Below are 23,119 nucleotides of genomic sequence, written 5' to 3'. Positions count from 1 at the left end.
ACACTGATTATTAAATCAAAAAACCTTAATGAACCTTATAAAGCTTACATTGTATTGACCCAAACCTTACATTGAAGGATTCATCAGTGTTATTTTATACTTACGATCAATCAGCTTGGTACCTTACGAACATGAAGCTAAAAACGCTAACTCTGTGCACATTGTTATCAGCCTCCGCTACAGTTGCGGTTCACGCACAAGCTACTTCTGATACGCAAACGGCTTTTGACACACAACAGGCTGTTAACATACAAGAGCCTGTTAACATACAAGCAACAAGCGTACCAAGTGTTCAATCACAAGCTGATGGTCTCTACTCTCAAGAACAATCTTTTAAACAGTCTGCTGATCTGATACGCACAACCTACGAAAGCCAACTTTACACTCTGGCTGCATTTAAAGAGGGTCACTATGGTTTACGTATGTATCGACAAACATTAGACGATAAGTATTCCGCCGCCGTATGGAGCGACATGGCACGTGTTGCTAGTAAGCTTAGCGGCCTGTCGAATGACGTTCAAACCATGGAACAAATCGTACTCTACTCAGAAAAGCGCGTAGCTTCGTATGTGGGCGACAACGATGAACGCAGTGTGCGCCGTTACAACATCACTAAACATATGCCTGAATACCTTTATCTCGGTGTTGACCTACTCGGCTCTATGGCGCGAGCCAATGAATACGGTTTAGAGCACAAGAACGATGCCAAGCTTCGTGAGATTATTCGTCGTTACGACTTTTCACGATACGTGACCAATGAAGATATGGTGAAAGCGTGGGCAGCCCAACTCGCTAATCAAGTTTACTGGCTACGCCAATTGGGTGAGCAAGATGTGGTTGATGAGTTTGTCGAAACCTTCAAAAAAGCCTACCCAGATTCGCAAGACAGAAAGCTTTCAAGCCAGCAATACGGCAATAAGCTCTATGGTATGACACATGTAATCTTTGGTGATTCGGAATATTACCAACATCAAGTAAGCGAACAAGAACACCAATGGATCTACGATTATTTCAGAGAGAACATTGATACCATTCTGCTGCGCGCTAAAGAAGATGTGATTGCAGAGGTTGGATTAACCTTCTTATTGGCTGGCTTAGAAGATGATCCTGTTGTCGAAAAAACACGACTCGCTATCCAAGCTTCTATCGACAAAGACCACGGCATGATCCCTTCTATCACAGGCGATTTTGACCTTGAGTACGGCGAACACCGCAATGTGTTAGCAATCATGCTACTTGACTGGCAGCAAGTGAACGAAGCACCAACGTTAAAAGGCAACCCTAAGGTGTTTACTACGATTCCGTATGGGCTAATTGAAAACCAGCCATTGAGTAAATAGAAACTCCGGAGTTCATCTATAAAACCCAAAAAGCCGCAAACCTCTCAAGGTCTGCGGCTTTTTAACTCTTACCACACCAACACTTCATTCTGGCTTAGGTTTAAGTTCAGGGGCAGACTTTGTTCATCACTATCGTGAAATCCCCCTTCTGCATATCCTTCTATCAAGGAAACATCGTCACAGAGTGTTTTACAAAATCGATAGACACCCTGAGGGTGATAACTCATTAAGGTATTTCGTGATGGATAATAACTTGAGTTCAACAGATTGAAGATCACCGTATGATTCGCAAGATCAAACATGCGAGCGATCATATCAGTTAGGTAATCTGAATCACGTGAGTTGTAATTGAGCGAACCACTGGCAATGACTACATCGTGTACCTTAAGGCTCATCTTACTCATGTCACCCGATAAAAACTGGCAGCGTTGTTCTGTGTAGTTTTGCTTGGCCTTTTTGAGGAAGTCTGCGTGTTGATCAACGCCGGTGTACGATTGAATTCGATAGAAACTGTCGAGCAGTTCAAACAGCTCGCCATAGCCACAACCCAAATCTAAGACACTCTTCCTTTCGAAATCAGCCGAACGAGCGATCACTTCAAAGCGACACAATTGACTCTCTTCGCTCGTCCAACCTAGAGCTTTAGCCTTGTCACCATTCGAGCGGTTAGTCTGTTTTCGATGATACCAGTACACCTTAAAACGATCACGCCAGTGCATTACGTAAAGTCCACCTGAACTTTTCGACCACCAGCCTGTTCTTGATTGTGGTATTGCCAATCATATTGTGCGAGTAGCCTTTCTGTTAACTCTAAGCCGAGGCCAAAACCTAATTCATTATCTTCGATTGAGCCGTCCGTATTGCAGTTAACAATAACGACTCTTGAACCCTTTTGGACGATATCCACAGTGCCATTCCCTGTGTGCTGATAGGCGTTCCGAATCAAATTGGTCAGCACAATGCGTGTTAGGCCGGCTGGTAGCTGATATTGTGATTCATCACTCTCTAAGCTAACTGTAACTGGTTTCCCATTGAGTAAGTAGGTTAAGTCGTGGTTTATCTGTTGCAACATATCGCCAAGATGAATGTTATCAAGAGGCAGGTCTTTGTCTTGTTGTCGAGTGAGCCATAATAAGGTTTCTGTCAGGTCTGTCATGGTGAAACCCGCTCGCTTGATTCGATCTATCACTTCAAGCTGCTTTGCTGGGCTCTTACCCTTTTGAATCAGCTTTTCTAACAGCTCACTGTTGGTTCTGGTGACTGCAATAGGTGTACGTAATTCGTGGCTCGCGTAACCCAGAAATTTCTGCTCTCGCTCTAAGCTGCTTTGAACCGAACTCAAGCTATCACGAATGATGCTAGCCAAGGTGTTCAACTCACTAAAATGAAAATCTGGCGTAGGTTCATTAAGGTTATCTTTATCTAACGACTTAGCCCAATTCTTTAACTGTTCAACAGGCGATGCCACTTTACGTAATATCAAAACTAAAATAGCGAAAAACAAAACAATCGCGGCTAACGCCGTCAGAAAAATTGTCACAAAATGAGGCAGTGCTTTGTCTTCTAAGAAGTGGTCTTGTGTTTGGTCAAACACAGCTGAAACGTAACGCACTTCATCTCCTTTCATCACTTTCATGACAAAGTAACCTTCTTTTGGCGGTGCAAAGATTGACTTACCAAGAACCTTTTTTGAGATGACATTTAACTCAACGTTACTCTGTTCAATATAAATTTGAATGCCTTGTGGTAAATCGCCCCATTGCGTTGCAACCGTAAACTCTTGATTGGTCACAGGCTTACCCGGCTTCACAACATCTTGTTGAGCTTGAGCAATCATAGAGCCACGCATAGCTACATCCATACCTGAGATAAAGTAATTTATACTCAATGCTGATAGAACCAAAATCGTCGTTACGCCCGTAACCAGAATCGCCAGCAAAACGTAGATTCTTAAACTTGGTCTAATCTTCATCCTTCTGGTAACTCCTTAATCGCAAACCCTTTGCCCGCAATGGTATGCAGCAGTTTGTTGGCTTGTTCAGCATCCACTTGTTTACGTAGATTGAAGATATGCACTTTTAAGCTATTGCTGTCTGGTTGATCATCGCCCCACACTCCCTGCATGATGGTTTCTCGTGATACCGGATTGGGACTAGAACGCATCAGGATTTCTAATATTTTCAGAGCCGTAGGTGAAAGTTTTAGGGGAGTATTCGCTCGAGACGCTTGATGTTGTTTCAGATCGATTTCTAGATCGCTCACCGATAAACGGCTCACCTGACCACTGCGACGCTTTGCCAGAACTTGAGAGCGAACAATAAGCTCTTCCATAGCAAAGGGCTTCACCAAGTAATCATCAGCCCCTTTTGAAAAACCGGTCAGCTTATCATCGAGGGTGTCTCGTGCTGTGAGCATCAATACTGGCGTATCAATACCTTGCGCTCTGAGATTCTCGCACACCTGCAATCCGTTCATTTTAGGCAAGTTAAGATCGAGGATCACTGCGTCATAGCGATTACTCTCGATTAAGCTGAGCCCTGCTAATCCATTAGCTGCATGATCACACTGGATGTCTTCTAAATCGAGGTAATCGATAACAGCAGTGGCTAAATCAAGGTCGTCTTCAACCAAAAGCAATTGAAGCTTATCTGTGAGTTTATTGGTGACGGATTCTGCCATCATGACGACCTCTATTGTTAATTGTATTGTGGCTGGTAATGCGCGCTTCTGTAATGCGCTAGCCTATAGAGCCATAACTGTAATGAACCTAGACCGAAGTTGCTGAGCCTCACTCAGCAATCATCAACCTAGATATCATTAGCTTAGCCATTATTAAGCCGTTTGTTCAACGCCTTTAACTCGATTCGATACTTTAAGGATAAGCGACTTAATCTCACACTGAATCATCAATAACGATGGAGTAAGAATCAGCGTAATGAAGGTCGCAAACAAAATACCGTAGCCTAGCGCTGCTGCCGCTGGAATCAGGAACTGAGCCTGCAAAGACGTTTCACTTAATAGTGGCGTCAAACCTGCGAACGTTGTTACCGATGTGAGTAGTACGGCTCTTAGTCGACCAGAACACGCTTCAACAATCGCATCGTGAACCGACTTACCCTGCTCTTTGATTAGCTCGTTAAAACGAGAAACCAACAACAAGCTGTCATTCACTACCACACCACTCAACGCTAGAATACCGTTTAACGATAGGATACTGATTGTTAAGTCATTCCACCAGTGCCCTAAGATTGCGCCAACAATACCAAATGGAATCGCCGTCATGATGATCATTGGCTGTATGTAAGACTTCAGCGGGATAGCAAGCAGCGTGTAAATAGCGATCATCGCAAGCACAAACATACTCATCATGGAACTAGCCGTCTCTTCTTGCTCTTCCGTTTCGCCTGCAAAGTCGACCGTTAACCCTGGGTATTGCGCTTCTAAATCAGGTACTAAGTTCTGTTGTAATTGATGCACAAGTTCAGCAGGAGCCACTAAGTCTTTGTCTAATACCGCGCTGATGTAAACCGCGCGCTGACTATCAATACGAGTAATCTCTGATACTTGGTAATCTGAATGTACTTCGGCAACCGAACTCAAAGGCACAACCGTACCATCGTTGGTTCTCACGCTCGATTGCTTAATATCAGCAATGGTTTGACGATCGGACTCTGGGTATCGAACTCGAACTTTCACCTCATCTTTACTGCGTTGGAACTGCTGAACAATGTCGCCACCAAACGCTTGTAACACTTGTTGTGAAAGGCTTGCCGTGTCAAACCCTAATGCTCGGCCTTGCTGTGTTAATTCAAAGCGATACTGAGGTTCACCAAGGTCCAAGTTATGGTCAATGCCACTCACACCATCAATGGTTTGCAGTTTAGCTAAGAACTCATTGCCCGCAGCCGTTACTGATTCTTCATTCCACGCTTTCAGTTCAACTTTGAAGTTGTCGACCATCTCCATTTTAGACAAGACTTTAAGCTTCTTAACGCCCTCCATTTGGCCAACGGTTTCTTCCCACAAATCTGCAAATTCATTGGATGTGTAAACACTGTTGCTGTCGAGCTCAATTCTTACCTGACCCGAATCATCGGCATCAGCGATAACTTGAAGACTAAGCAGTTCCGACGCTTTATCTTGAGCACCGTATTGCGCTCTCAGAGTTTCATCCGTTTGTGTTGCCGCGGCTTCAAGCACCAACAAGTTTTGTTGTGTTTGACCAAAGCTCGCGTCGTTTTGCATCGACATATCGGCAGTCACCGTATCGCCCGGCATATCAGGGAAGAAAGCCACACGAACCGCGCCTGTCATTGGTAATCCAGCTACTAAGATTAGTAGCGACAAGAAAACCATCACCACGGCATAACGCAGTTTCAGCGCCCATTCAATCACAGGGCAGTAGATGCGCTTATTAAACCAACCTAACCCAGTATCTGCAGCGTGTTGAACACGAGCCCACAGCCCCTTCTTATCACTACGCTTAGTGTTAATGTGTGCAAGGTGCGATGGCAGAATGAACTTAGATTCAACTAAAGACAGCAACAAACAGATAGTCACAACCGTGCCGAATTGAGCATAAATCTGCCCCATTTTACCTTCAACATTAGCGAGTGCTAAGAAGGCAACAACCGTCGTTAACACACCAAATATGGTCGGTGATGCCACTTTCATAGTGCCTCGAACCGTACTGCCTATCGAATCCCCTTCTTCCTTACGCGTGGAGTAAATGCTTTCCCCGACGACCACCGCATCATCGACGACTATTCCGAGCGCCATGATAAAACCAAAGGTGGTCATTTCATTGATGGTTAACCCCATAAAGGTGTCTGTCATGAAGAACATGGTGCCAAAGAATACAAACGGTAAGCCCGCAGCTACCCAGAAAGCGACACGCACGTTTAGGAATACCGCTAACACGATGAATACCAGAGCAATGCCCGTTAACGCGTTCTTCACTAATAGGCTCAAGCGATCTTTGATCATGGTACTTTTATCGTACCAAGTTTCGATTTCGACATCGCTAGGCAGCATGTTGCTGTTTTCCCAGCGATCTACCACTTGTTGAGCCTGTTCAACGATGCTGACGACGTCTCCGTATTCATCCATCACGATTTGAATCGCCATCGCATTCTGTTGGTTATAACGAGAAAGCATGAAAGTATCGTCGGCAAACATGTCTTCAACGTTGGCAATGTCACCCAGTGTAATTTGCGTACCATCAGTCGTCGTCATCACCGGAATCGCGTTGAAATCTTGGATCTCGTACGCCTGCTCAGACACCTTCAAACGAACCGTTTTTTCGCCATTACGAAGGCTCGTCGAAATAGCCGCAGAAGATTCCGCATTGATCGCTTCAGAGACATCAGTCAGGGTTAATCCGTAAGCTTGCAGCTTATTCTCATCAACCTCGACCGAGATCATAGGATCGGCTTTAGCCTTAATCTCTAAGTCACGAATCGCCGATTGGCTCAGTAAATCCGACTTTAGTTGCTCGGCTAAGCTCTGTAACGTTGCTCGATCTGCGTCCCCATAAAGCTGTACCCATAAGGCGTGGTCTTGCATGCGAGCCTTATCAATTACAGGATTGTCAGCACCCGCAGGCAGGTTATTGATCGCATCAACCTTAGTTTTAACGTCGGTTAACAGGGTATCAAGATCATAGGTGCTCGTTTTTTCAATCGAAACATAGCTGCCATTCGCATCAGAAGTCGACGTAATACGCTTAATGCCCGGCACAGTTTCTAACGCGTCTTCGATCTTGATTGCTAACCCTTCTTCCGCTTGAACTGGGTCACCACTGTCATAAGTGACTGAAACAGTGACAACATCGGGTTCAAGACTTGGGAAAGCTTCTTTACGTAATGTGTTAAGCGATAACACGCCAATAATGATCACGCCCACTAACAATAAGTTCGCTGCCACAGAGTTGTTAGCAAACCATGCAATAGCGCCTGTATGCTGCTTGTTTGACATGATTAACCCTCCGCCTTAGCCAGAACGACCATGCCTGCTTTAAAGCTACTTAACGGACGCTTTACCACTTGCACACTGTCGCCAATTTCCACGTTTAGTTTGGTAGGATCGATGTAAATCAAACCGCTCTTTTCAAACTCAACATGCGCGTTGGATTTAGACAGCTGACTGTTGTTATCTACGAACCACAGGTCGCCTTGCTGAGAAAGAGCTGAAGCCGGAAGTTCCCACAATTGAGTGAGTTGCTTGCCCGAAATAGTGGCTTGCACGAACGTGCCTGGATAAAGATCTTTCTCTTGCTCCAAAGGGTTATCGACTTTTACGATCAGTGAACGCTGACGCGTGTCTTGTTGTAAGTGCTGCTCTACTCGCTCGACATAACCTTGCCACTGGTATTGGCCATCAGAACTCGACAGAGTTACTGCCCACGGCTGCTCTTTCAATTGCGTGTTATCGCTGTTAGGTAGGCTCAACCATTGGTTTTCAGAAAGAGGAACAGAAATCTCAACCTCATCAACGCTGTATAACGTGGCTATCTGAGCGCCCGTTTGTGCGTAGCTCCCCGGCTGAACATCACGACTCACGACCAACGAATCAAAAGGGGCAACCAAAGTTGTTTTTTCAAGGTCTTGCTCAGCCTTCACCAATTCAAGCTTGGCGTTCTCTAACGCTGCTGTTACTTGTGCCAGTTGTGGCTCACGCAATACCAAAGGTGAATCAGGCTCACCAGACAAACCAGAGCGTTGCCACTCAGACTTAGCTTGCTCGCCTTGTCTCTGTTCTTCCAATAAATCCAGTTGAGCTTGAGCAACATTCGCCTTTGCTTGTGTCACCGCTTGTTGGTAACTGGTCGAATCGATATTGGCGATCACTTCGCCTTGGCTTATCACTTGCCCAGTTTCAAACTGTGAGCTGATTGTTTCTACTCGGCCGCCAACTTCCGTCGAAAACATCAGTTCGTAACGCGACTTTGCTTCGCCATAACCCACAACTTCGGCTTGGTAGTCACCCAATGTTGCGAGTACCACAGACACTTGTTGCTGTTGTGTTGCAGGCAAAGTCGTCGTTTCAATAGATTTAGTTCCAACAGGCGTCGCTTGAGGCTCTGAAACCGTTAGTTCATTCGCCTTTTCAGGTGCAGGAGCCACCTGAGAACCGTTGTAAGCAAGGGCAGCAAAGATGCTTGAACCAGCAACTAGAGTGATGGCGATTGTGATGGTATTCAGTTTCATGAAGATACTCCCAAGCCCAGAGCTAGGCCTAAATCAATTCGGTTTACGAGACGGTTATAAATGGTTTGTGTTAGCTGCGCTTCAAGGTCATAGGTTTGTTGCTGAACAGAAAGTAGATCAAAAATGTCAACCAAACCCTGACGGTATTTCTCTTCATAACTGGTGAAGCTGCGTTGTGCGCTTACCAAGGCGTTCGTTAGATGTTGCTGTTGAAGTGTTAGTGACGACTCTTGTCCCATCGCGTTTTCCACTTCATTCACCGCACTAAGCAGTGTTTCTTGGTAAGCCCAGTAGCTGGTTTCTGTGGTTAGGTCTGCAATTTCAGCCTGCGCTTTCAGCTTGCCACCTTGAAACAGTGGTGCTGACACTTGGCCAAGTGCGCTCCACAAAGGTCCGGTAAGCAGCGCTTCGCTCGGAGACTCCGCCATATCAGTTAGACTTGCTGATAAGCTGATAGACGGCAGCATCGCTTTGTATGCAGCATCAGCGCGCAGAGTTTCCGCTTCGATATTGAAGAAAGCCGCTTGAAGATCGGGACGACCTGCCAGATTTTGTATTGGCATGTTGTCTAGCGGGTTAATAATGGTTGGGAATGAACCAAGTTCAGTAAGCGATAACTCATCAGATTCACCACTCCACTGCCCGGTTAACAAAACCAACTCACGTCGACTTTGTGCAAGCTGCTCGCGGTAATCGGCTAAGGTTGCCTGAGTCGATGCGCTACTCGTTTTCGCGTTATCTAAATCTTCAAGGCTACCTAGCCCTGCTCGGTATCGTTCTAGAACAAGTTCTTCGTTGTTTTCTAGAATCACTAAGCGCTGAGATTCGATATCGACAAGCTGCTGCTTCAAGCTAATATCAAGCCAACCTCTCATCACACTCGCAACCAAAAGATCTTGAGCGCCCTGAAGGTTAGCTTGAGATGTCGCAATGTCTTTTAAAGCGGCGTTGTTTGTGTCTGCTAGTTTCTGCCATAGGTCTAACTCCCAACCAACTGTGACATCCGTGGTATAAGTTTCAGTGGTGCTTGAGCCGTTTGTGCCTTCGTCAGCTTTTCCTGAAAAGCTCGCATCTACGGTAGGTAAGCGATCGCCAGACGTCACACCTTGCTGTGCATAGGCTATTTTGAGTGCTGTGATGCTTTGTTGGAGGCTTGGGCTATTCTGCAGTGCACGCTCGATATAGAGATCGAGATCCGGCGCATTCACGAGATCGGTGAGTTGCAGGTTCTCAGCGTCTAGCTCTTGTTGAGTAGACGCTTGATCACTAGAAGCCTGTTGGATCAGCTCTGAGAGTAAGTTTTGTTGTGTCTGATTAGTATTTTGTTCGGCTAGCGATACGTAGTCAGCCTGACTGGTTGAAGTACAACCGATCAAACCAATTAGAGCGAGCGCGATAACGGAATGTTTTAAAGGAAGATTCAATTTCATCTTCTTGTCTCCTGTAAGAATGGAGACAAGATAACGAGCTGGAGGTTAAGGGAGGGTTAAGGTGAACGTTAACCTAAAAGAAAATGCAAAGAGCTTATGTTAATACTTCTGATTTACGCTTGTGACTTGCTAGAAAAGAGCCCACCGATTTTATAACCGATCGCATAGCTAACCACCGCGACAGTCACAAACACCAAAGCTGAGAAGACATAAGCCACCGATGCTGCGACTCCAGCGCCCCATACTACGCTAAACACCAAACCGAGATACGCTTCTTGCGGCCACTGATAGATAGGAAACTGAGTACCACCAGCAATAAGATAAACCATCGCAAACAAGCCAATGAAGGTAGCAATAAGACCGATGAGAACGCGCATGTTCATAGAGAGACCCTTGATAAATTTGAGCTTGGTTGCCGTATTATAAGTCGGAACGGAATATTCTTAATCGAAACCGAGTGTTCTTAATAGAAACCGGATTGTCTTAATTGAAGCCGAATGCTATTAATCGCAACCTAATGATATTCAAGTATATCGGATAAAAGGCGCTGGCTCTATTACTCTTCCGAGTGAGCTTTAGTCACGACAGGCAAATGGCACTCGACAACGAAAACTTAAGTTCACTTGATTAGCAGGCACAAAAAAGCGGACACCCTTCTCACGTTGAATCCGCAAGAAAGATGTCCGCTTCTACTGAATCTCGCTTAAAGCAGGATGAAGATACCTGCTAAACACGCACTCATTAGGTTGGCTAGCGTACCAGCAGCTACCGCTTTCAAACCTAGGTTAGCAACTTCAGCACGACGCTCTGGTGCCATAACACCAATTGAACCCAGCTGAATTGCGATAGAACCAATGTTAGCAAAGCCACATAGAGCAAAAGTCACGATGACTTGGCTGTGTTCAGATAGCAGCGCTTTATTCTCAACGAAATCGATGAAAGCAACAAACTCGTTCATTACGATCTTCTGACCAATGTAAGAACCCGCCATCAATACTTCATCACTCGGGATACCGATCAGCCATGCTAGTGGTGAGAACAGGTAACCGAAGATAGCTTGCAGCGTAATACCCGCAAAACCGAACGTCTCACCTAAGCTTTCTAGGCCCGTGTTCACCATCGCAATCACACTCACGAATGCAATCAACATAGTACCAACGGCTACCGCTACCTTCATACCGTTCATTGCGCCGCTTGCCAGTGCATCGATCACGTTGCTTTGGTCAGCTTTATCAAGTTCGATATGGTCGTAGTCACTTGGTGTGCTGCGCTCAGGAACGATGATCTTCGCCATTAACAGACTACCCGGAGCTGCCATGAAGCTTGCTGCGATAAGGTATTTAAGTTCAACACCTAAACCAGCATAACCACCAAGCACACTGCCCGCTACCGACGCCATACCGCCCGCCATTACAGCAAACAGTTCAGAACGAGTCATAGACTTTAAAAATGGACGAATAAGAAGAGGAGACTCACCCTGAGAAAGGAAGATATTACCTGTCGCAACCAAAGATTCAGCTTTACTGGTGCCCAGCAGTTTTTGCACCGCCCCACCAAGAACTTGAATCACTTTCTGCATGATGCCTAAGTAATAAAGTGCCGAGATCAAAGCGCTAAAGAAGATGATAATAGGAAGTACGCGAATCGCGAAAATGAAACCATCAGTAGCAAGGTCACCGAAAAGGAAAGCGATACCAGCGTCCGCAAAACCAAGCAGGCTTGAAACACCATTGCTCATGCTCGTTAGTGCCAATTGTCCCCATGGGAAATACAACACTAAGGCTGCAAAACCAATTTGAAGTAACAATGCACGAGACACGGTTTTCCAGTTAATAGAAGAGCGACTCTCAGATAACAGACATGCGCAAGCAATCAGTGCAATAACACCGACAAGACCAAATAGAATATTCATAATGTGTCCTAGTAATCCTTAAAGAGTGAACATGAGCCAAACAAATGACATCAAAGGAATAGGACAAAGAACCGCAAGCAAAACGCTACGCGATGAAGGAGCTAACAAGGTTAGCGAGTGTGACAACGAGTTGTTCATGTAAAAAATCACCTTATACAAGCAGTGGAACGTAGCTGGTCCGGTCCGTGGGGTCATTCACATATCCATGTGACGGCTTGTATTGGCTAAGCACCGGCTTAAAACCGGAAAAGAAGTATAAACAGTTAAGTGAGACTTTCATCACATTTCTTAACGCAAACGTTCGCGCGGTCAAGGATTAAACAAAACGCGGTGTTTATCATCATCTACGTGCTTCAAAAGCTGTAAACAATCTGTATGAGGTTGATTTTGGAATGTTAAATCTTTAAGAGTCTTCGAGTAACCACTCGGTTAATTCTGTGTCATTCTTTAAGCTTTTCTGTGCTCTACCTCATTTCCGAACACTTCAATATTCATCTTGAGTTTAGATACGTATATACTTTGTTTGATCTCACAAAATAATTATCTATAAAATTCCAATAGAGCTGATTAGATATAACGGCCTTCGAGACTAAGAGAGGAAACACGTGAAGAAAATGGACGCTCCACACGACATGACGAACGGAGCTAAATTCAAAACAAATAGACATGGCTATGTGACAGTAGTTGAATATTATAATACCCATACTGTTATTGTCGCGTTTGAAAACACCGGAAATATCCGCGCTATCAGTGCGGCGAAATTACGTACAGGTCAACTTACCGATCGTTCTATTGCGCCTGAATCAATTATAATTGGTGAAAAAGTTGAATCCGTTAAACATGGCATTCTTACTATCACTCAAGTTGAATCTGAAAATATTGTCGTGCTCAAAAATGCTAATAACGAAGAAATTAGAATGTTATTACCCGCTGTGCAAAAAATGAAAGACAAAGTAGAAGAAATCGACAATGAAAAAACCGAGATGCCAAAACCAACCTCTCTGAGTCAATTAACCAAAAGAAATAAAAAGACCAAAGACGTTAATAATATGCTTAAGAAGATGCTTACCGACTACGGTCGATACGATTAGTGCATTAATTCCGCTATAAACTCCACAATATTCACATTCCGATAGACAAATAAAAACAAGCCCTGCCTTTCTCAATAAAATACGTTGCATATTCGAGTGAAAAGTTAAATTTGATCAAAGTCTCACTCTGGATCTTTGCCATAAATTAACGAGATCTGCATCACAATCTCATTTTGACTTTGTGATGCAAGTCTTATTGAAATCTCAATATTTCCATTACTATGCTCTCACACAATAAGAGAACGAAGCTTCTCAACCCTTAAAATCCAATTGAGACAAATATTATGAAAAAGATTCTTGTAGTTTGCGGTAACGGCCTTGGTACTTCACTTATGATGGAAATGGCAGTAAAAGAAGTAGCTAAAAAAATCGGTTTCGAAGCAGAAGTTGATCACGAAGATCTATCATCTGCAGCATCAAGCAATGCGGATATTTGGGTAGCTGCAACAGACGTTGCAAACCAACTAAAAGAAGGCGGAAAAGAAAACATCATCAGCCTTAAAAATATTTTTGACAAAGCATCAATCGAAGAACAACTAAAAACTTTCATGTAAGGTCAAAATTATGCAAAACTTTTTCGAGTTCATGCTCGGCTTATTAAAAGAGCCAGCGATCATGGTAGGTTTAATTGCTTTCATTGGTCTTGTTGCACAGAAAGCAGATATTTCTACCATTCTAAAAGGCACAATTAAAACCGTAATGGGTTTCCTAATTTTAGGTTTTGGTGCTGGCGCTCTTGTTGGCGCTCTAAATAACTTCTCAGTTGTATTTACAGAAGCATTCGGTGTACATGGTGTTATTCCAAATAACGAAGCGATTGTGGCATTAGCACAAGAAGCATTCGGTTATGAAATGGCTCTAATCATGTTCTTTGCATTCGTTGTGAATATTTTATTGGCTCGTTTAACTCCTTTAAAATATATTTTCTTAACGGGTCACCACACCATGTTTATGTCGATGCTAGTGGCAGTTATTCTGTCTTCAGCTGGCATCGAAGGAACCGTTTTAGTCGCTATTGGTGCAATTCTTGTCGGCACACTGATGGTTGTGATGCCTGCACTGGGCCAGAAGTACACTGAAAAAGTAATGGGTACAGACCAACTGGCTATCGGTCACTTCTCTACCCTTTCTTACATCGTGTCTGGTTTCATTGGTAGCAAGTTCGGTGACACATCGAAAACAACGGAAGACATTCAAGTTCCTAAAAGCTTAATGTTCCTACGTGATACACCAGTCGCAGTAGCAACAACCATGGCTATCTTCTTCATGCTTGCGTCTATTATTGCTGGCGGTGAGTTTGTAGAAACAGTATCAAGTGGTCAGAACTGGGTTGTATTTACCTTCATGCAATCTCTCATCTTTGCGGGTGGTGTTTACATCGTACTGCAAGGTGTGAAGATGCTGATTGCTGAAATCGTTCCTGCATTTAAAGGTATTTCAGACAAACTAGTACCGGGTGCAAAACCTGCTCTTGATTGCCCTATGGTATTCCCAGTAGCGCCAAACGCAGTACTTATCGGCTTCCTATGTTCTTTCGGCGCTGGTCTACTCGCAATGGCAGTACAAGGCGCACTTGGTTGGACAATCATTGTAGCGGGCGTAGTTCCTCACTTCTTCGTTGGTGGCGCGGCTGGTGTTTACGGTAACGCAACAGGCGGTTTACGCGGTGCAATCCTAGGTTCATTTACGCAAGGTCTGTGTATTTCATTCCTACCAATGCTGCTACTTCCAGTACTGGGTGGCCTTGGCCTTGAAGCAACAACATTCGCTGACTTCGACTTCGGTGTGGTTGGTCTGATTCTAGGGTGGATTGTTTCATGAGCCTGTTTGATTTAGTGGGTAACCAAGGCGTTATCATCAACTCTGAAGAAAACCTAACGGTTGATACAGCGATTGATGTGACATGTTCAACACTGCTAGCGAGCAACAAAATCGAAGCAAGCTATGTTGAAGCTATCAAGCAAAAGCACAAGGATATTGGCGCGTACTATGTGCTTGCACCAAAGATTGCGATGCCTCATGCTCGCCCTGAAGATGGTGTAAACGAAGCATCACTGCAAGTGACAGTATTCAAGAAGGGTGTTGATTTAGAGTCGGAAGACAACGGTGACGTTTATCTTTCAATCACTCTGGCAGCCATGGATTCAGATAGCCACATCCATACCATTATGGCGCTGTCTGAACTGTTCCAAAATGATGATGACATTGATGCCATTATCGCAGCGGAAACAGAGCAAGCGATCATCGAGATCTTAAAGCGATACTAGCTTCAATTTTTAGGTCTTAACCTTTAGCTCCTGCTGATGTTTATCTCCTAAAAGCCCCATTAAAAAAGCGATAGCCTCGGCTATCGCTTTTCTGGTTCTGGTTCTGGTTCTGGTTCTGGTGCTTAGTCATTTATCTTCTAGCATGACTTGCCAATACGTGGTTTACAAAAATACATGGTTTACAATTACACGACTAACAAGTGCATCACACCAACGCCTCACAACCAATAAGCATTCACTAGCGTTAAAACGCAAACATTCTTTTATCGGTCGATAATTCAAAGCAGTATTGTGCGTGTTTTTCAAGGCATTCAAACACTTCTCGATCTAACTTATAGTTTTCAACATGGTCTCTCAAAATTGCCATCGTCTGCTCTAACGTCATACCAGCACGATACGGACGTGACTGAGATAATGCTTGGAATACATCGACCACAGCGACGATCCGACTCGGTTGATCCAACTCTTCTGCCGTTTTGCCCATCGGATAACCTGAACCATCTAATCTTTCATGATGATTGGATGCCCACTGGCAAACCTGAGGAGAACTAAACAACTCTTGCAGTGCAAATCGAGTATCTGTTGCATGTCGCTTAATACAACAATACTCCTCTTCCGTTAGCAAATCCGGCTTATGAAGAATGTCATTAGGTGTTTGCAGTTTGCCGATGTCATGAACTAGCCCTGCTAAATAGAGTTTGCGCTGAGTTGTGTATGAATAACCCAACTGCTTGGCGAGATATTCTGAAAGTTGCCCTACCTTCAAAGAGTGCTTAAAGGTAAATGAACTCTTGGTATCAACCACATTGGCAATGAATTCGGCAAAAGCCACGGTTTCATCCAGCGACATTTGTTGAGAGAAGAACGGCACAGGCTCAAAGTTGTCCCGCATGTTTTCAATGTAAGGGATCTCCATCGAAAACCAGAAATCGTCCAGATCGACTAACTCACACATATGTTGCACGAGATTGGTTTCGAACATCTCGTCCGCTTGTTCAGTTAAACGTTCAATAATGCTCGCTTTGCCATCCGGTGTTAGGTTTCCATACCGATCTGAAGAAGTGATGCCGTAAAGGTAGTCCACTCGATCCGCGAGCATGACAATCGCAGCCAACTCTTTTTCTAACTCACTGATCGGCATCGCTTTAAGCTCAACCCAAGGGGTATGGTGATAAAGCACCGGCTTAGCGAATATAGACAGAACCGGGCACTCTTTTAGGATTTGGTAGCCCTTTTGGCAATGGTGATAGCTCGCATCTGGAATAAACCCAGAAGTCAGGCTGAGTTGCTCATCAATTTGCGATACGCCGCAGTCGTGAATTAACCCCAATGAGAACGCAAGTTGTGCCTGCTCTTCTTCCCACCCAACACTCAGAGCACATCGATACGCGATGTAACCCACCCTCTGTCCATGATTTTTGCTTTCAAAACCGACGTTATCAAGCGCCTTCGCAATACCAAATAGAGCCTTTCTAAGGTCTACGGTTACATTCTGGCAATGTTGATTCATTATTTAAGCCTAGCATTTTTATAGTTTTTATATATTTAGGTTGCCAATACTAATGCATAGTTAATGATTATATACACAACTATTGTAAGGTTTAATGAGTTTCGTGATAGAACTAACGTATCACGTAATATTCGTGCTACAAGTTGTTGCATATTGTTTATTATGCGACATTATATCCTGCTGTTAATCGTACATTTTCAAACCAACCGAGGACAAAAACACGTATGTTCGAAACTGTTATAGACGAAGAACTCTCCATTGCATTGGTCGAAGAAAGCTTCGCGACCCATTACGCTGACTATTCACAAAGCCAAAATGAGTATCTTAGCCAGTGGTTAGCATGGCCACCGCACTGCAAAACAGAGCAAGATTTTAGGATTTTCATCCAACGCTCATTACACGATTATGCTGAAGGGAAAAGCATGACATGTGCCATCGTGTATCAAGGAAAGATCGTCGGTAACTGCAGCTTCAATACCATCGACCACAATACCAAGAAGGTAACGATTGGTTATTGGTTGTCACAGACTCAACAAGGCAAAGGCATCGTCACTCGTGTGGTTCAAAAACTGATTGATATTGCTTTCAATGAGTTAGATATGGAAAAGATTGAAATATCAGCCGCTACTGAGAACATGAGTAGTCGTAAAGTTTGTGAGCGCTTACATTTCACATTGGAAGGCATCATCACTTGTAACGAGAACTTGAATGGTCGCATCATCGACCACGCTATTTATGGCCTGCATCGTTCAAAGAGATAAACGATAAGCGATAAGCGATAGCTATTTGAAAATTCCACAGAGTAGCTAGCAAGTTCACGATAAACACCTGTAGATTAAAAATAGCAAAGCCACGGCATTCGACCGTGGCTTTGCTATTTTACGAGCCTAAGTAGATCTTAAAGCACCCAGTTATACGACCTTAGGAATCACGATACTGAATTTAGCGCCACCGTGATTGCTGTCATCGATCTTGATATCCCAAGCAAGCTTCTTAGCCGCCGAAATAGCAATCGCAAGCCCTAACCCCGAGCCTCCCGTACTCGACGTTCTACTTGAATCTAGGCGAGAAAATGGCAGAAAGACTTCATCGCGTCTATCTTCTGGAATCCCAGAACCGTTGTCTTCAATAACCACCAGCCAACTCTCCGAGTTTTCATCCAGAGTCATCCAGATTTTATCTTGTGTATAGTTACCCGCGTTCTTGAGAATATTATCGAACACCAAACGAGCCATCATGCAATCGCATTTAATATTGAAGTCTCGCGTTATCTTAGATTCAAAGATGATGTTGTCTAATTCCGAGTAACGAATCCTATCCAAGCAATACTCAGCAAGATCCGCTCTCACTTTCACCAACTCAAAGAAAGAGTTATCCATCACGTTCAACTTCGACAGCATGATAATTTCTGAGGTCAGCTCGTTGATGTCTTCAATATAACCATCAATGTCATCAAACAAGGCTTGATGATGACTTGGTGCCCCTCTCCTCAATAGATCCGTTGCTAGCTGTATACGGCTCAACGGCGTACGAACTTCATGTGGGATGGCTTGGGCGAAGATATGACTTTGCTTAACTTTACTTTCGATCTCTTCCGCCATGACGTTAAAGCTGCAAGCAAGATCAGACACTGGATGTATCTCATCCATACTAGAACGGGTACTCAACTTACCTCGACCAAACTGCTTCTGCTTCTCAACGAGTAACTCGATTCTTTCCTGAAAGCGTCTCACAGGTAAGTAAACACTTGCACCAATTGCCACGATAACCGCCAGCAGTAGCCCTAATAGGAAGTGCCTTTCAGAATCCTCATACCATTCAATATCAGGCGAGAAGAAATCCCCTACCTCGCTGAATGCAAAGCTAAATTTAGAGTTGGGTAGTTGAAATACAGCCGAATAGAGATTGTTCTCACTGAGATAAATCGGAACACCATTTAACCTTGTATATAACTCGCATTTTTGGCAAGGAGCCTCTCCCGACCAATTTTCTAACAGGCGTAAATTGAAGATATAAAATTGTTGGTAGCCTGTTTTATCGAGCTCTTGGTATAGCGAGTTCTCTTGATTGCGCTGGCGGATATATTGTTCAACAAAGTAAGAACCATCGTTGAGAAACGTCTCTATCTCGGTTCTTCGCATATGCCCTTCACCAAGATTTAAGAACAAGAAGATCGTCGCCGACATCCCAATGACTATACCGAGGTATAAACGAGCGAACATAGAAACCGAACGAAACTTGGTAACAATAAACTTACGCAACCAGCATGTACCCCTTGTTACGAACCGTACGAATCAACTGTTTGTCTTTTGCATGTATACGAAGCTTGCGACGTAATCCTGAAACTCGCATATCAATCGAACGGTCATTAAACGCGTAATCAATCCCTCTGAATAGCTGACAGCACTGATCGCGAGTCACGACCTGACAGATGTTATTGACAAGAAGGTTGAGAATTTCAAATTCAGCAGAGGTTAACTTGAGATTTTGACCATATAACGTGGCACTTTGAGCCGTAGTATTAATGACAATATCACACTGTTTTTCAGTGCCTGTATCCATTGTTTCAACCGCAGGCGAAGCTCTACGCAACAAGGCTTCAATGCGAGCTAACAACGCGTGTCCACGAATAGGCTTAGTCACGTAGTCGTCTGCACCAAATTTAAATAAGCTAACTTCACTCATCTCATCTGCTGAAGCGGTAAGCACCAAAATGATTCCGTTGTAAAACTCACGAGCCTGGCGGCAAATTTGAGCACCACTCAAACCTGGTAACATCAGATCCAACAGAACAAGATCAGGTTCAGTATTACGAATCGCTTCAAGTGCTAAATTCCCATCATGAACAACGCTGACATTGTAACCTTCCGCTTCGAGATAAAGCGTCGTTAAACGAGCGATCTCTTGGTCATCTTCGACAATGAGCACTTTGGTTTTCGACATTCCTATCACCAGTATTTATTAAAAGCGAGGGCAGTATATATACTGGTCATATATCATCAATGTTGTTATTAGAGCCTTGAGTTTACCGTACGCAAAACATTGTAATCACTTTTGTACATACACGTTTACAAAACACGTCGTTCAACAACCCGTACGCCTCAGTTTATGAAGGCCCAACTCAACTGGAGGAATCACTCTTAGGGTTTTACATACTCATCCAATGCTTACATTTGCTTTATTTTCTTACGCGCACTTACATTTAAGACATTTACAAATCACAATCAAATCAACCATCTACTCACTTACCACCCATCAGTTGATATTACTAATAATAAGCCCAAAAGCAGCCTAAAAAACCACTACATCAATAATCAACTCAAAAGAAATCGATTACCTTTTCGGTTCACCAGTACTTTCCATTTTTAAACACATGACAAATCCTGTTAAGCGACGGGCTCTTAACGTAACATTCACCCAACTAATAATTCGAACCGATATTAGCCATTAATCACTTCTTCACAGGGCTCACGTTAAGATGAATAAATCGCTTTCACTGTTACTTACAACCACAGCATTAATGTCAACACCACTTATTGCTGATACCAATAAACATGAAATGGTAACTAAAATTCAAGAACAGGTAAGCGCTTGGATAGATATTCAAGTCACACCACAAAACAGCATTATTCAGAAGATGGTTTTTAACTGTGAGTTTTACAGTGCCACCCCTTACATCAAATCGCCAGACGGCAATGAGAGCAGCAGTGGCTCATACCTCTTTTACTCACACAAAGGCGTATTAGGAACCGTGACAGAACCTTATACCACTCAACCTTTGCCTGAGTTGACCATGTGCCTTAAAGAAGACTTCGTCATCACCAATCAGGACGAAGCACAACTGTTGTTCGAAGCCATCGAAACTGTCTATCCAAATTATTCGATGTTCGATGATAATTTCCCTAAAGAGATCACCAAGACACCCAATGGATGGCAATTAATTGATGGTGAGATATTTGATGATAAAAAAGGTTATGTCATCGAAACAACACCTCAAGGTAAAGTGACAAAGATCATCCGCTCACTGAACCTGTAACACGTTGTTTTCACTTTAATGCATCGCTTCTTCTTTAACACAGTCTTGTACTGACTGTTAAAAGCCAGATTCCAATTTGATCAACGGTCTACTGAATGCATGAGTTCAGTAGGCATCGATCGTCCCAAATATCAGTTCACCGAGTTCAATATGATGACAAGTTATCAACCTTTCGAGTATCTCCAGTGTCCAATTTGGATATATGACATTGATAATAAGAGAATAACTTGGGCAAATAGCAGCGCCCTCCCTCTCTGGGAGTCTGAGTCCTTATTTGAACTGACGTCGCGCGATTTTAGTGTCGAGATGTCCAAGGCGATAGAAGCCACTCTTGAAGAGTATCAAAGGCAGTTTTTACGAGATGAAAGCATCAAGACATGGTGGAACTTCACACCCAAGTACATTGCTAAGCGGGCACTGTGTTTGTTCTCTGGGATCCCATTACCAGATGGTCGTACCGGAATGCTGGTACAGGTCATCGCAGAAGAAGGCAGCCTAAAGCACGACCTTGCTTGCTCTGATGGCTCTAACCTATCCCTTTTGTTTGATAGATCGGGAGCGGTAGTGAGTGCTAACTCTGCATTTTCCCAAAACTACGGATCACCGTTTACCACCCTCTCCGATTTCGTTTCAAGTGAAGAAATAGCCGACCAATGGTTATTTTCAGCACGTAAAGGCCAAGAGATTTTAGAAGAAGTTAGCTGCCAGATTGGTGATAAAGCGCATCATTTTGATGTACAGGGAAAGTGGTTATTTGATAAGAGTGAATTGCTGTTAGATCTGACTTGCACAACCAAACAAAAAGAGAAGCTGATAAGAGCCAGATACAACGCGGAGCACGACTGCTTAACTGAGCTTTATAACCGCCGTGGCATCACCAACCTTCTGGAAACCAGTATCGCCTATCGCTCCCCCTTTGAGTTGATGTTCGTTGACCTTGATGGCTTCAAACTGGTTAACGACACGTATGGACACAATGTCGGCGACCAGCTACTCAAACAAGTGGGTGAACGTCTCAAACAGCTCGTTGATGAAACCTGCATGATTGGTCGATTTGGTGGCGACGAATTCATCGTCATCGCCCACACCTGCCGAAACCACAACATCCCGTTACTTTGCTCGCGTATTATCAATGCCTTAAACCGCAGTTTCCATATTAGAGGGATTGGCACCTTGTCTGTGGGTTGCAGCATTGGTACGGCACACTTCCCTGACAATGCCGTCGATCAAGAGTCATTGCTGAAACAAGCAGGGATGGCGATGCACATTGCCAAAGCTAATGGTCGAAATCGTTTCCAAACTTTCACCCCTAACTTAGCGCAGATCCTTCATCGGAAAGTAGAAATCCGCCATCGATTGACTCAAGCCTTAGAAAACGACGATCTTAATCTGCATTATCAACCGATCATGAACATCAACAATGACAAGGTGAAAGGGTTTGAAGCGCTACTCCGATGGTCAGACAAAGAGCTGGGTAACATTGGCCCTGATGAATTCATCACATTAGCGGAAGAAACGGGTCAAATCGTACCGCTAGGAAAATGGGTGCTCAATTCAGCACTCAAACAGTTATCGATATGGCATCGGGAGTTTGATAGTGAATTGATGATGAGCATCAATATCTCGAGTATTCAGATGCATGCAACCTTTGCTGAACAGCTGTCTGCAATGCTTAACTTCTACAATATCAACCCTCAAAGCATTGCTCTTGAAATCACGGAATCTTCAATGATTTTCAAACACGGTGAAGTTAGGCAAGCACTGAACGATATATCGAAATTGGGTGTTGAGCTTCACCTCGACGATTTCGGAACCGGCTATTCTTCTCTCTCTATGTTGCACGACCTGCCAATTAGCACGGTTAAACTCGATAAAAGCTTTGTCCACGGTTCACACAAAGGGAGTAAAGCGATCGTCCGAGCAGCTCATGCGATCTGTGACAAACTGGGGTTAAAAGTGGTGGCTGAAGGCGTCGAGACAGAACAACAAAAAGCGTTCCTCATCGACTGTGGTTACCGCTACCTTCAAGGGTTCTTGTTCAGTAGGCCTATTCCCTCAAATGAAGTCGAAAGTCGATTTTTATCCGCTTGATAAATAGACAACTAAAGATTTATTTATCAATACGTTAGATCTTTGGTTGCTTAGTGAACAGCATGGTGCTGTCTTTGTTAACGCTTACGCAAGCTTACATTGCACCAACCAAGAAAGGAAACAAGATAACCTATTGTTTATTATAAACTTAAATAACATCACCCGTTAATATAGTAGTACGCACTTATACCTACTAACTGTAATGATATCAGTATTTCGTTTACCCTACGCCAA

At 43.8% G+C, this 23,119-nt stretch carries 18 protein-coding genes and 1 pseudogene; 8 read left to right on the top strand and 11 right to left on the bottom strand.

Translation table 11 applies throughout. From position 1 onward, the window contains the following. The first annotated feature begins 131 nt into the window (after nt 1-131). A complete protein-coding gene (locus QWZ07_RS07715; RefSeq protein WP_192853046.1) occupies nt 132-1,340 on the top strand; it encodes a DUF3541 domain-containing protein in 1,209 nt (402 codons plus the stop codon). 106 nt (nt 1,341-1,446) lie between these two features. On the opposite strand, the pseudogene QWZ07_RS07710 reads toward QWZ07_RS07715, so the two are convergent. The 8 genes and pseudogenes from QWZ07_RS07710 to QWZ07_RS07675 form a co-directional block, all read right to left on the bottom strand. Beyond that, nucleotides 1,447-2,059: pseudogene (locus QWZ07_RS07710) on the bottom strand (class I SAM-dependent methyltransferase). Further along, complete coding sequence (locus QWZ07_RS07705) at nt 2,059-3,312, bottom strand: sensor histidine kinase (RefSeq protein ID WP_192853003.1); 1,254 nt, start codon at nt 3,310-3,312, stop codon at nt 2,059-2,061. Before QWZ07_RS07705 ends, QWZ07_RS07710 begins: the two are co-directional and overlap by 1 nt. Next, complete coding sequence (locus tag QWZ07_RS07700) at nt 3,309-4,019, bottom strand: response regulator transcription factor (RefSeq protein ID WP_065105505.1); 711 nt, start codon at nt 4,017-4,019, stop codon at nt 3,309-3,311. The genes QWZ07_RS07705 and QWZ07_RS07700 overlap by 4 nt, the downstream gene beginning before the upstream one ends. Nucleotides 4,020-4,172: 153 nt before the next feature. Then, nucleotides 4,173-7,316, bottom strand: a complete 3,144-nt coding sequence (locus QWZ07_RS07695; RefSeq protein WP_192853002.1) for an efflux RND transporter permease subunit — start codon at nt 7,314-7,316, stop codon at nt 4,173-4,175. A 2-nt stretch (nt 7,317-7,318) separates the two neighbouring features. Next, a complete protein-coding gene (locus tag QWZ07_RS07690; protein WP_192853001.1) occupies nt 7,319-8,548 on the bottom strand; it encodes an efflux RND transporter periplasmic adaptor subunit in 1,230 nt (409 codons plus the stop codon). After that, on the bottom strand, nt 8,545-9,978 hold the full coding sequence (locus QWZ07_RS07685; protein WP_192853000.1) for a TolC family protein: 1,434 nt from the start codon (nt 9,976-9,978) through the stop codon (nt 8,545-8,547). The genes QWZ07_RS07690 and QWZ07_RS07685 overlap by 4 nt, the downstream gene beginning before the upstream one ends. 113 nt (nt 9,979-10,091) lie before the next feature. Then, nucleotides 10,092-10,361: a hypothetical protein gene (locus QWZ07_RS07680; protein ID WP_102559192.1), complete on the bottom strand. Its 270-nt coding sequence runs from the start codon at nt 10,359-10,361 to the stop codon at nt 10,092-10,094. 320 nt (nt 10,362-10,681) lie between these two features. Continuing rightward, on the bottom strand, nt 10,682-11,890 hold the full coding sequence (locus tag QWZ07_RS07675) for a NupC/NupG family nucleoside CNT transporter (RefSeq protein WP_017110799.1): 1,209 nt from the start codon (nt 11,888-11,890) through the stop codon (nt 10,682-10,684). A 614-nt stretch (nt 11,891-12,504) separates the two neighbouring features. Between QWZ07_RS07675 and QWZ07_RS07670 the strand changes: the two genes are divergently transcribed. The 4 genes from QWZ07_RS07670 (at nt 12,505) to QWZ07_RS07655 (ending at nt 15,248) form a co-directional block, all read left to right on the top strand. Further along, nucleotides 12,505-12,981 (top strand): hypothetical protein, encoded by a 477-nt coding sequence (locus QWZ07_RS07670; RefSeq protein WP_192853045.1) that lies wholly within the window; start codon nt 12,505-12,507, stop codon nt 12,979-12,981. A 284-nt stretch (nt 12,982-13,265) separates the two neighbouring features. Beyond that, nucleotides 13,266-13,535, top strand: a complete 270-nt coding sequence (locus QWZ07_RS07665) for a PTS sugar transporter subunit IIB (protein ID WP_009845707.1) — start codon at nt 13,266-13,268, stop codon at nt 13,533-13,535. A gap of 10 nt (nt 13,536-13,545) precedes the next feature. Beyond that, on the top strand, nt 13,546-14,802 hold the full coding sequence (gene ulaA / locus QWZ07_RS07660) for a PTS ascorbate transporter subunit IIC (RefSeq protein ID WP_017110802.1): 1,257 nt from the start codon (nt 13,546-13,548) through the stop codon (nt 14,800-14,802). Then, nucleotides 14,799-15,248, top strand: a complete 450-nt coding sequence (locus QWZ07_RS07655; RefSeq protein ID WP_192852999.1) for a PTS sugar transporter subunit IIA — start codon at nt 14,799-14,801, stop codon at nt 15,246-15,248. The genes ulaA and QWZ07_RS07655 overlap by 4 nt, the downstream gene beginning before the upstream one ends. A gap of 244 nt (nt 15,249-15,492) precedes the next feature. On the opposite strand, the gene QWZ07_RS07650 is transcribed toward QWZ07_RS07655, so the two are convergent. Beyond that, nucleotides 15,493-16,758 carry an HD-GYP domain-containing protein gene (locus tag QWZ07_RS07650; RefSeq protein WP_102339005.1) on the bottom strand — a complete coding sequence of 422 codons (1,266 nt, stop codon included), beginning with the start codon at nt 16,756-16,758 and terminating at the stop codon, nt 15,493-15,495. Nucleotides 16,759-16,982: 224 nt separating this feature from the next. Between QWZ07_RS07650 and QWZ07_RS07645 the strand changes: the two genes are divergently transcribed. Beyond that, a complete protein-coding gene (locus QWZ07_RS07645) occupies nt 16,983-17,519 on the top strand; it encodes a GNAT family N-acetyltransferase (RefSeq protein WP_017083233.1) in 537 nt (178 codons plus the stop codon). A 150-nt stretch (nt 17,520-17,669) separates the two neighbouring features. On the opposite strand, the gene QWZ07_RS07640 is transcribed toward QWZ07_RS07645, so the two are convergent. Then, nucleotides 17,670-19,019 carry a sensor histidine kinase gene (locus QWZ07_RS07640; RefSeq protein ID WP_102312806.1) on the bottom strand — a complete coding sequence of 450 codons (1,350 nt, stop codon included), beginning with the start codon at nt 19,017-19,019 and terminating at the stop codon, nt 17,670-17,672. Then, nucleotides 19,012-19,701, bottom strand: coding sequence for a response regulator transcription factor (locus QWZ07_RS07635; RefSeq protein ID WP_099166512.1), 690 nt, complete (start codon nt 19,699-19,701; stop codon nt 19,012-19,014). Before QWZ07_RS07635 ends, QWZ07_RS07640 begins: the two co-directional genes overlap by 8 nt. A 535-nt stretch (nt 19,702-20,236) precedes the next feature. Between QWZ07_RS07635 and QWZ07_RS07630 the strand changes: the two genes are divergently transcribed. Then, complete coding sequence (locus QWZ07_RS07630) at nt 20,237-20,794, top strand: hypothetical protein (RefSeq protein WP_192852998.1); 558 nt, start codon at nt 20,237-20,239, stop codon at nt 20,792-20,794. Between the two features lie 99 nt (nt 20,795-20,893). Then, nucleotides 20,894-22,885, top strand: coding sequence for a putative bifunctional diguanylate cyclase/phosphodiesterase (locus QWZ07_RS07625; protein WP_192852997.1), 1,992 nt, complete (start codon nt 20,894-20,896; stop codon nt 22,883-22,885). The last annotated feature ends 234 nt before the right edge of the window (nt 22,886-23,119 follow it).

The sequence above is a fragment of the Vibrio lentus genome (assembly GCF_030409755.1).
In the GTDB taxonomy this organism is placed as follows: domain Bacteria; phylum Pseudomonadota; class Gammaproteobacteria; order Enterobacterales; family Vibrionaceae; genus Vibrio; species Vibrio lentus.
This window is presented reverse-complemented; position numbering and strand designations above follow the sequence as displayed.

Coding starts and splice junctions, on each gene's coding strand:
- QWZ07_RS07630 (WP_192852998.1), top strand. CDS start 20,237: ATGAATAAATCGCTTTCACTGTTACTTACAACCACAGCATTAATGTCA.
- QWZ07_RS07635 (WP_099166512.1), bottom strand. CDS start 19,701: ATGTCGAAAACCAAAGTGCTCATTGTCGAAGATGACCAAGAGATCGCT.
- QWZ07_RS07685 (WP_192853000.1), bottom strand. CDS start 9,978: ATGAAATTGAATCTTCCTTTAAAACATTCCGTTATCGCGCTCGCTCTA.
- QWZ07_RS07705 (WP_192853003.1), bottom strand. CDS start 3,312: ATGAAGATTAGACCAAGTTTAAGAATCTACGTTTTGCTGGCGATTCTG.
- QWZ07_RS07695 (WP_192853002.1), bottom strand. CDS start 7,316: ATGTCAAACAAGCAGCATACAGGCGCTATTGCATGGTTTGCTAACAAC.
- QWZ07_RS07655 (WP_192852999.1), top strand. CDS start 14,799: ATGAGCCTGTTTGATTTAGTGGGTAACCAAGGCGTTATCATCAACTCT.
- QWZ07_RS07625 (WP_192852997.1), top strand. CDS start 20,894: ATGAGTTCAGTAGGCATCGATCGTCCCAAATATCAGTTCACCGAGTTC.
- QWZ07_RS07670 (WP_192853045.1), top strand. CDS start 12,505: ATGGACGCTCCACACGACATGACGAACGGAGCTAAATTCAAAACAAAT.
- QWZ07_RS07675 (WP_017110799.1), bottom strand. CDS start 11,890: ATGAATATTCTATTTGGTCTTGTCGGTGTTATTGCACTGATTGCTTGC.
- QWZ07_RS07665 (WP_009845707.1), top strand. CDS start 13,266: ATGAAAAAGATTCTTGTAGTTTGCGGTAACGGCCTTGGTACTTCACTT.
- QWZ07_RS07715 (WP_192853046.1), top strand. CDS start 132: ATGAAGCTAAAAACGCTAACTCTGTGCACATTGTTATCAGCCTCCGCT.
- QWZ07_RS07690 (WP_192853001.1), bottom strand. CDS start 8,548: ATGAAACTGAATACCATCACAATCGCCATCACTCTAGTTGCTGGTTCA.
- QWZ07_RS07645 (WP_017083233.1), top strand. CDS start 16,983: ATGTTCGAAACTGTTATAGACGAAGAACTCTCCATTGCATTGGTCGAA.
- QWZ07_RS07650 (WP_102339005.1), bottom strand. CDS start 16,758: ATGAATCAACATTGCCAGAATGTAACCGTAGACCTTAGAAAGGCTCTA.
- QWZ07_RS07700 (WP_065105505.1), bottom strand. CDS start 4,019: ATGGCAGAATCCGTCACCAATAAACTCACAGATAAGCTTCAATTGCTT.
- ulaA (WP_017110802.1), top strand. CDS start 13,546: ATGCAAAACTTTTTCGAGTTCATGCTCGGCTTATTAAAAGAGCCAGCG.
- QWZ07_RS07680 (WP_102559192.1), bottom strand. CDS start 10,361: ATGAACATGCGCGTTCTCATCGGTCTTATTGCTACCTTCATTGGCTTG.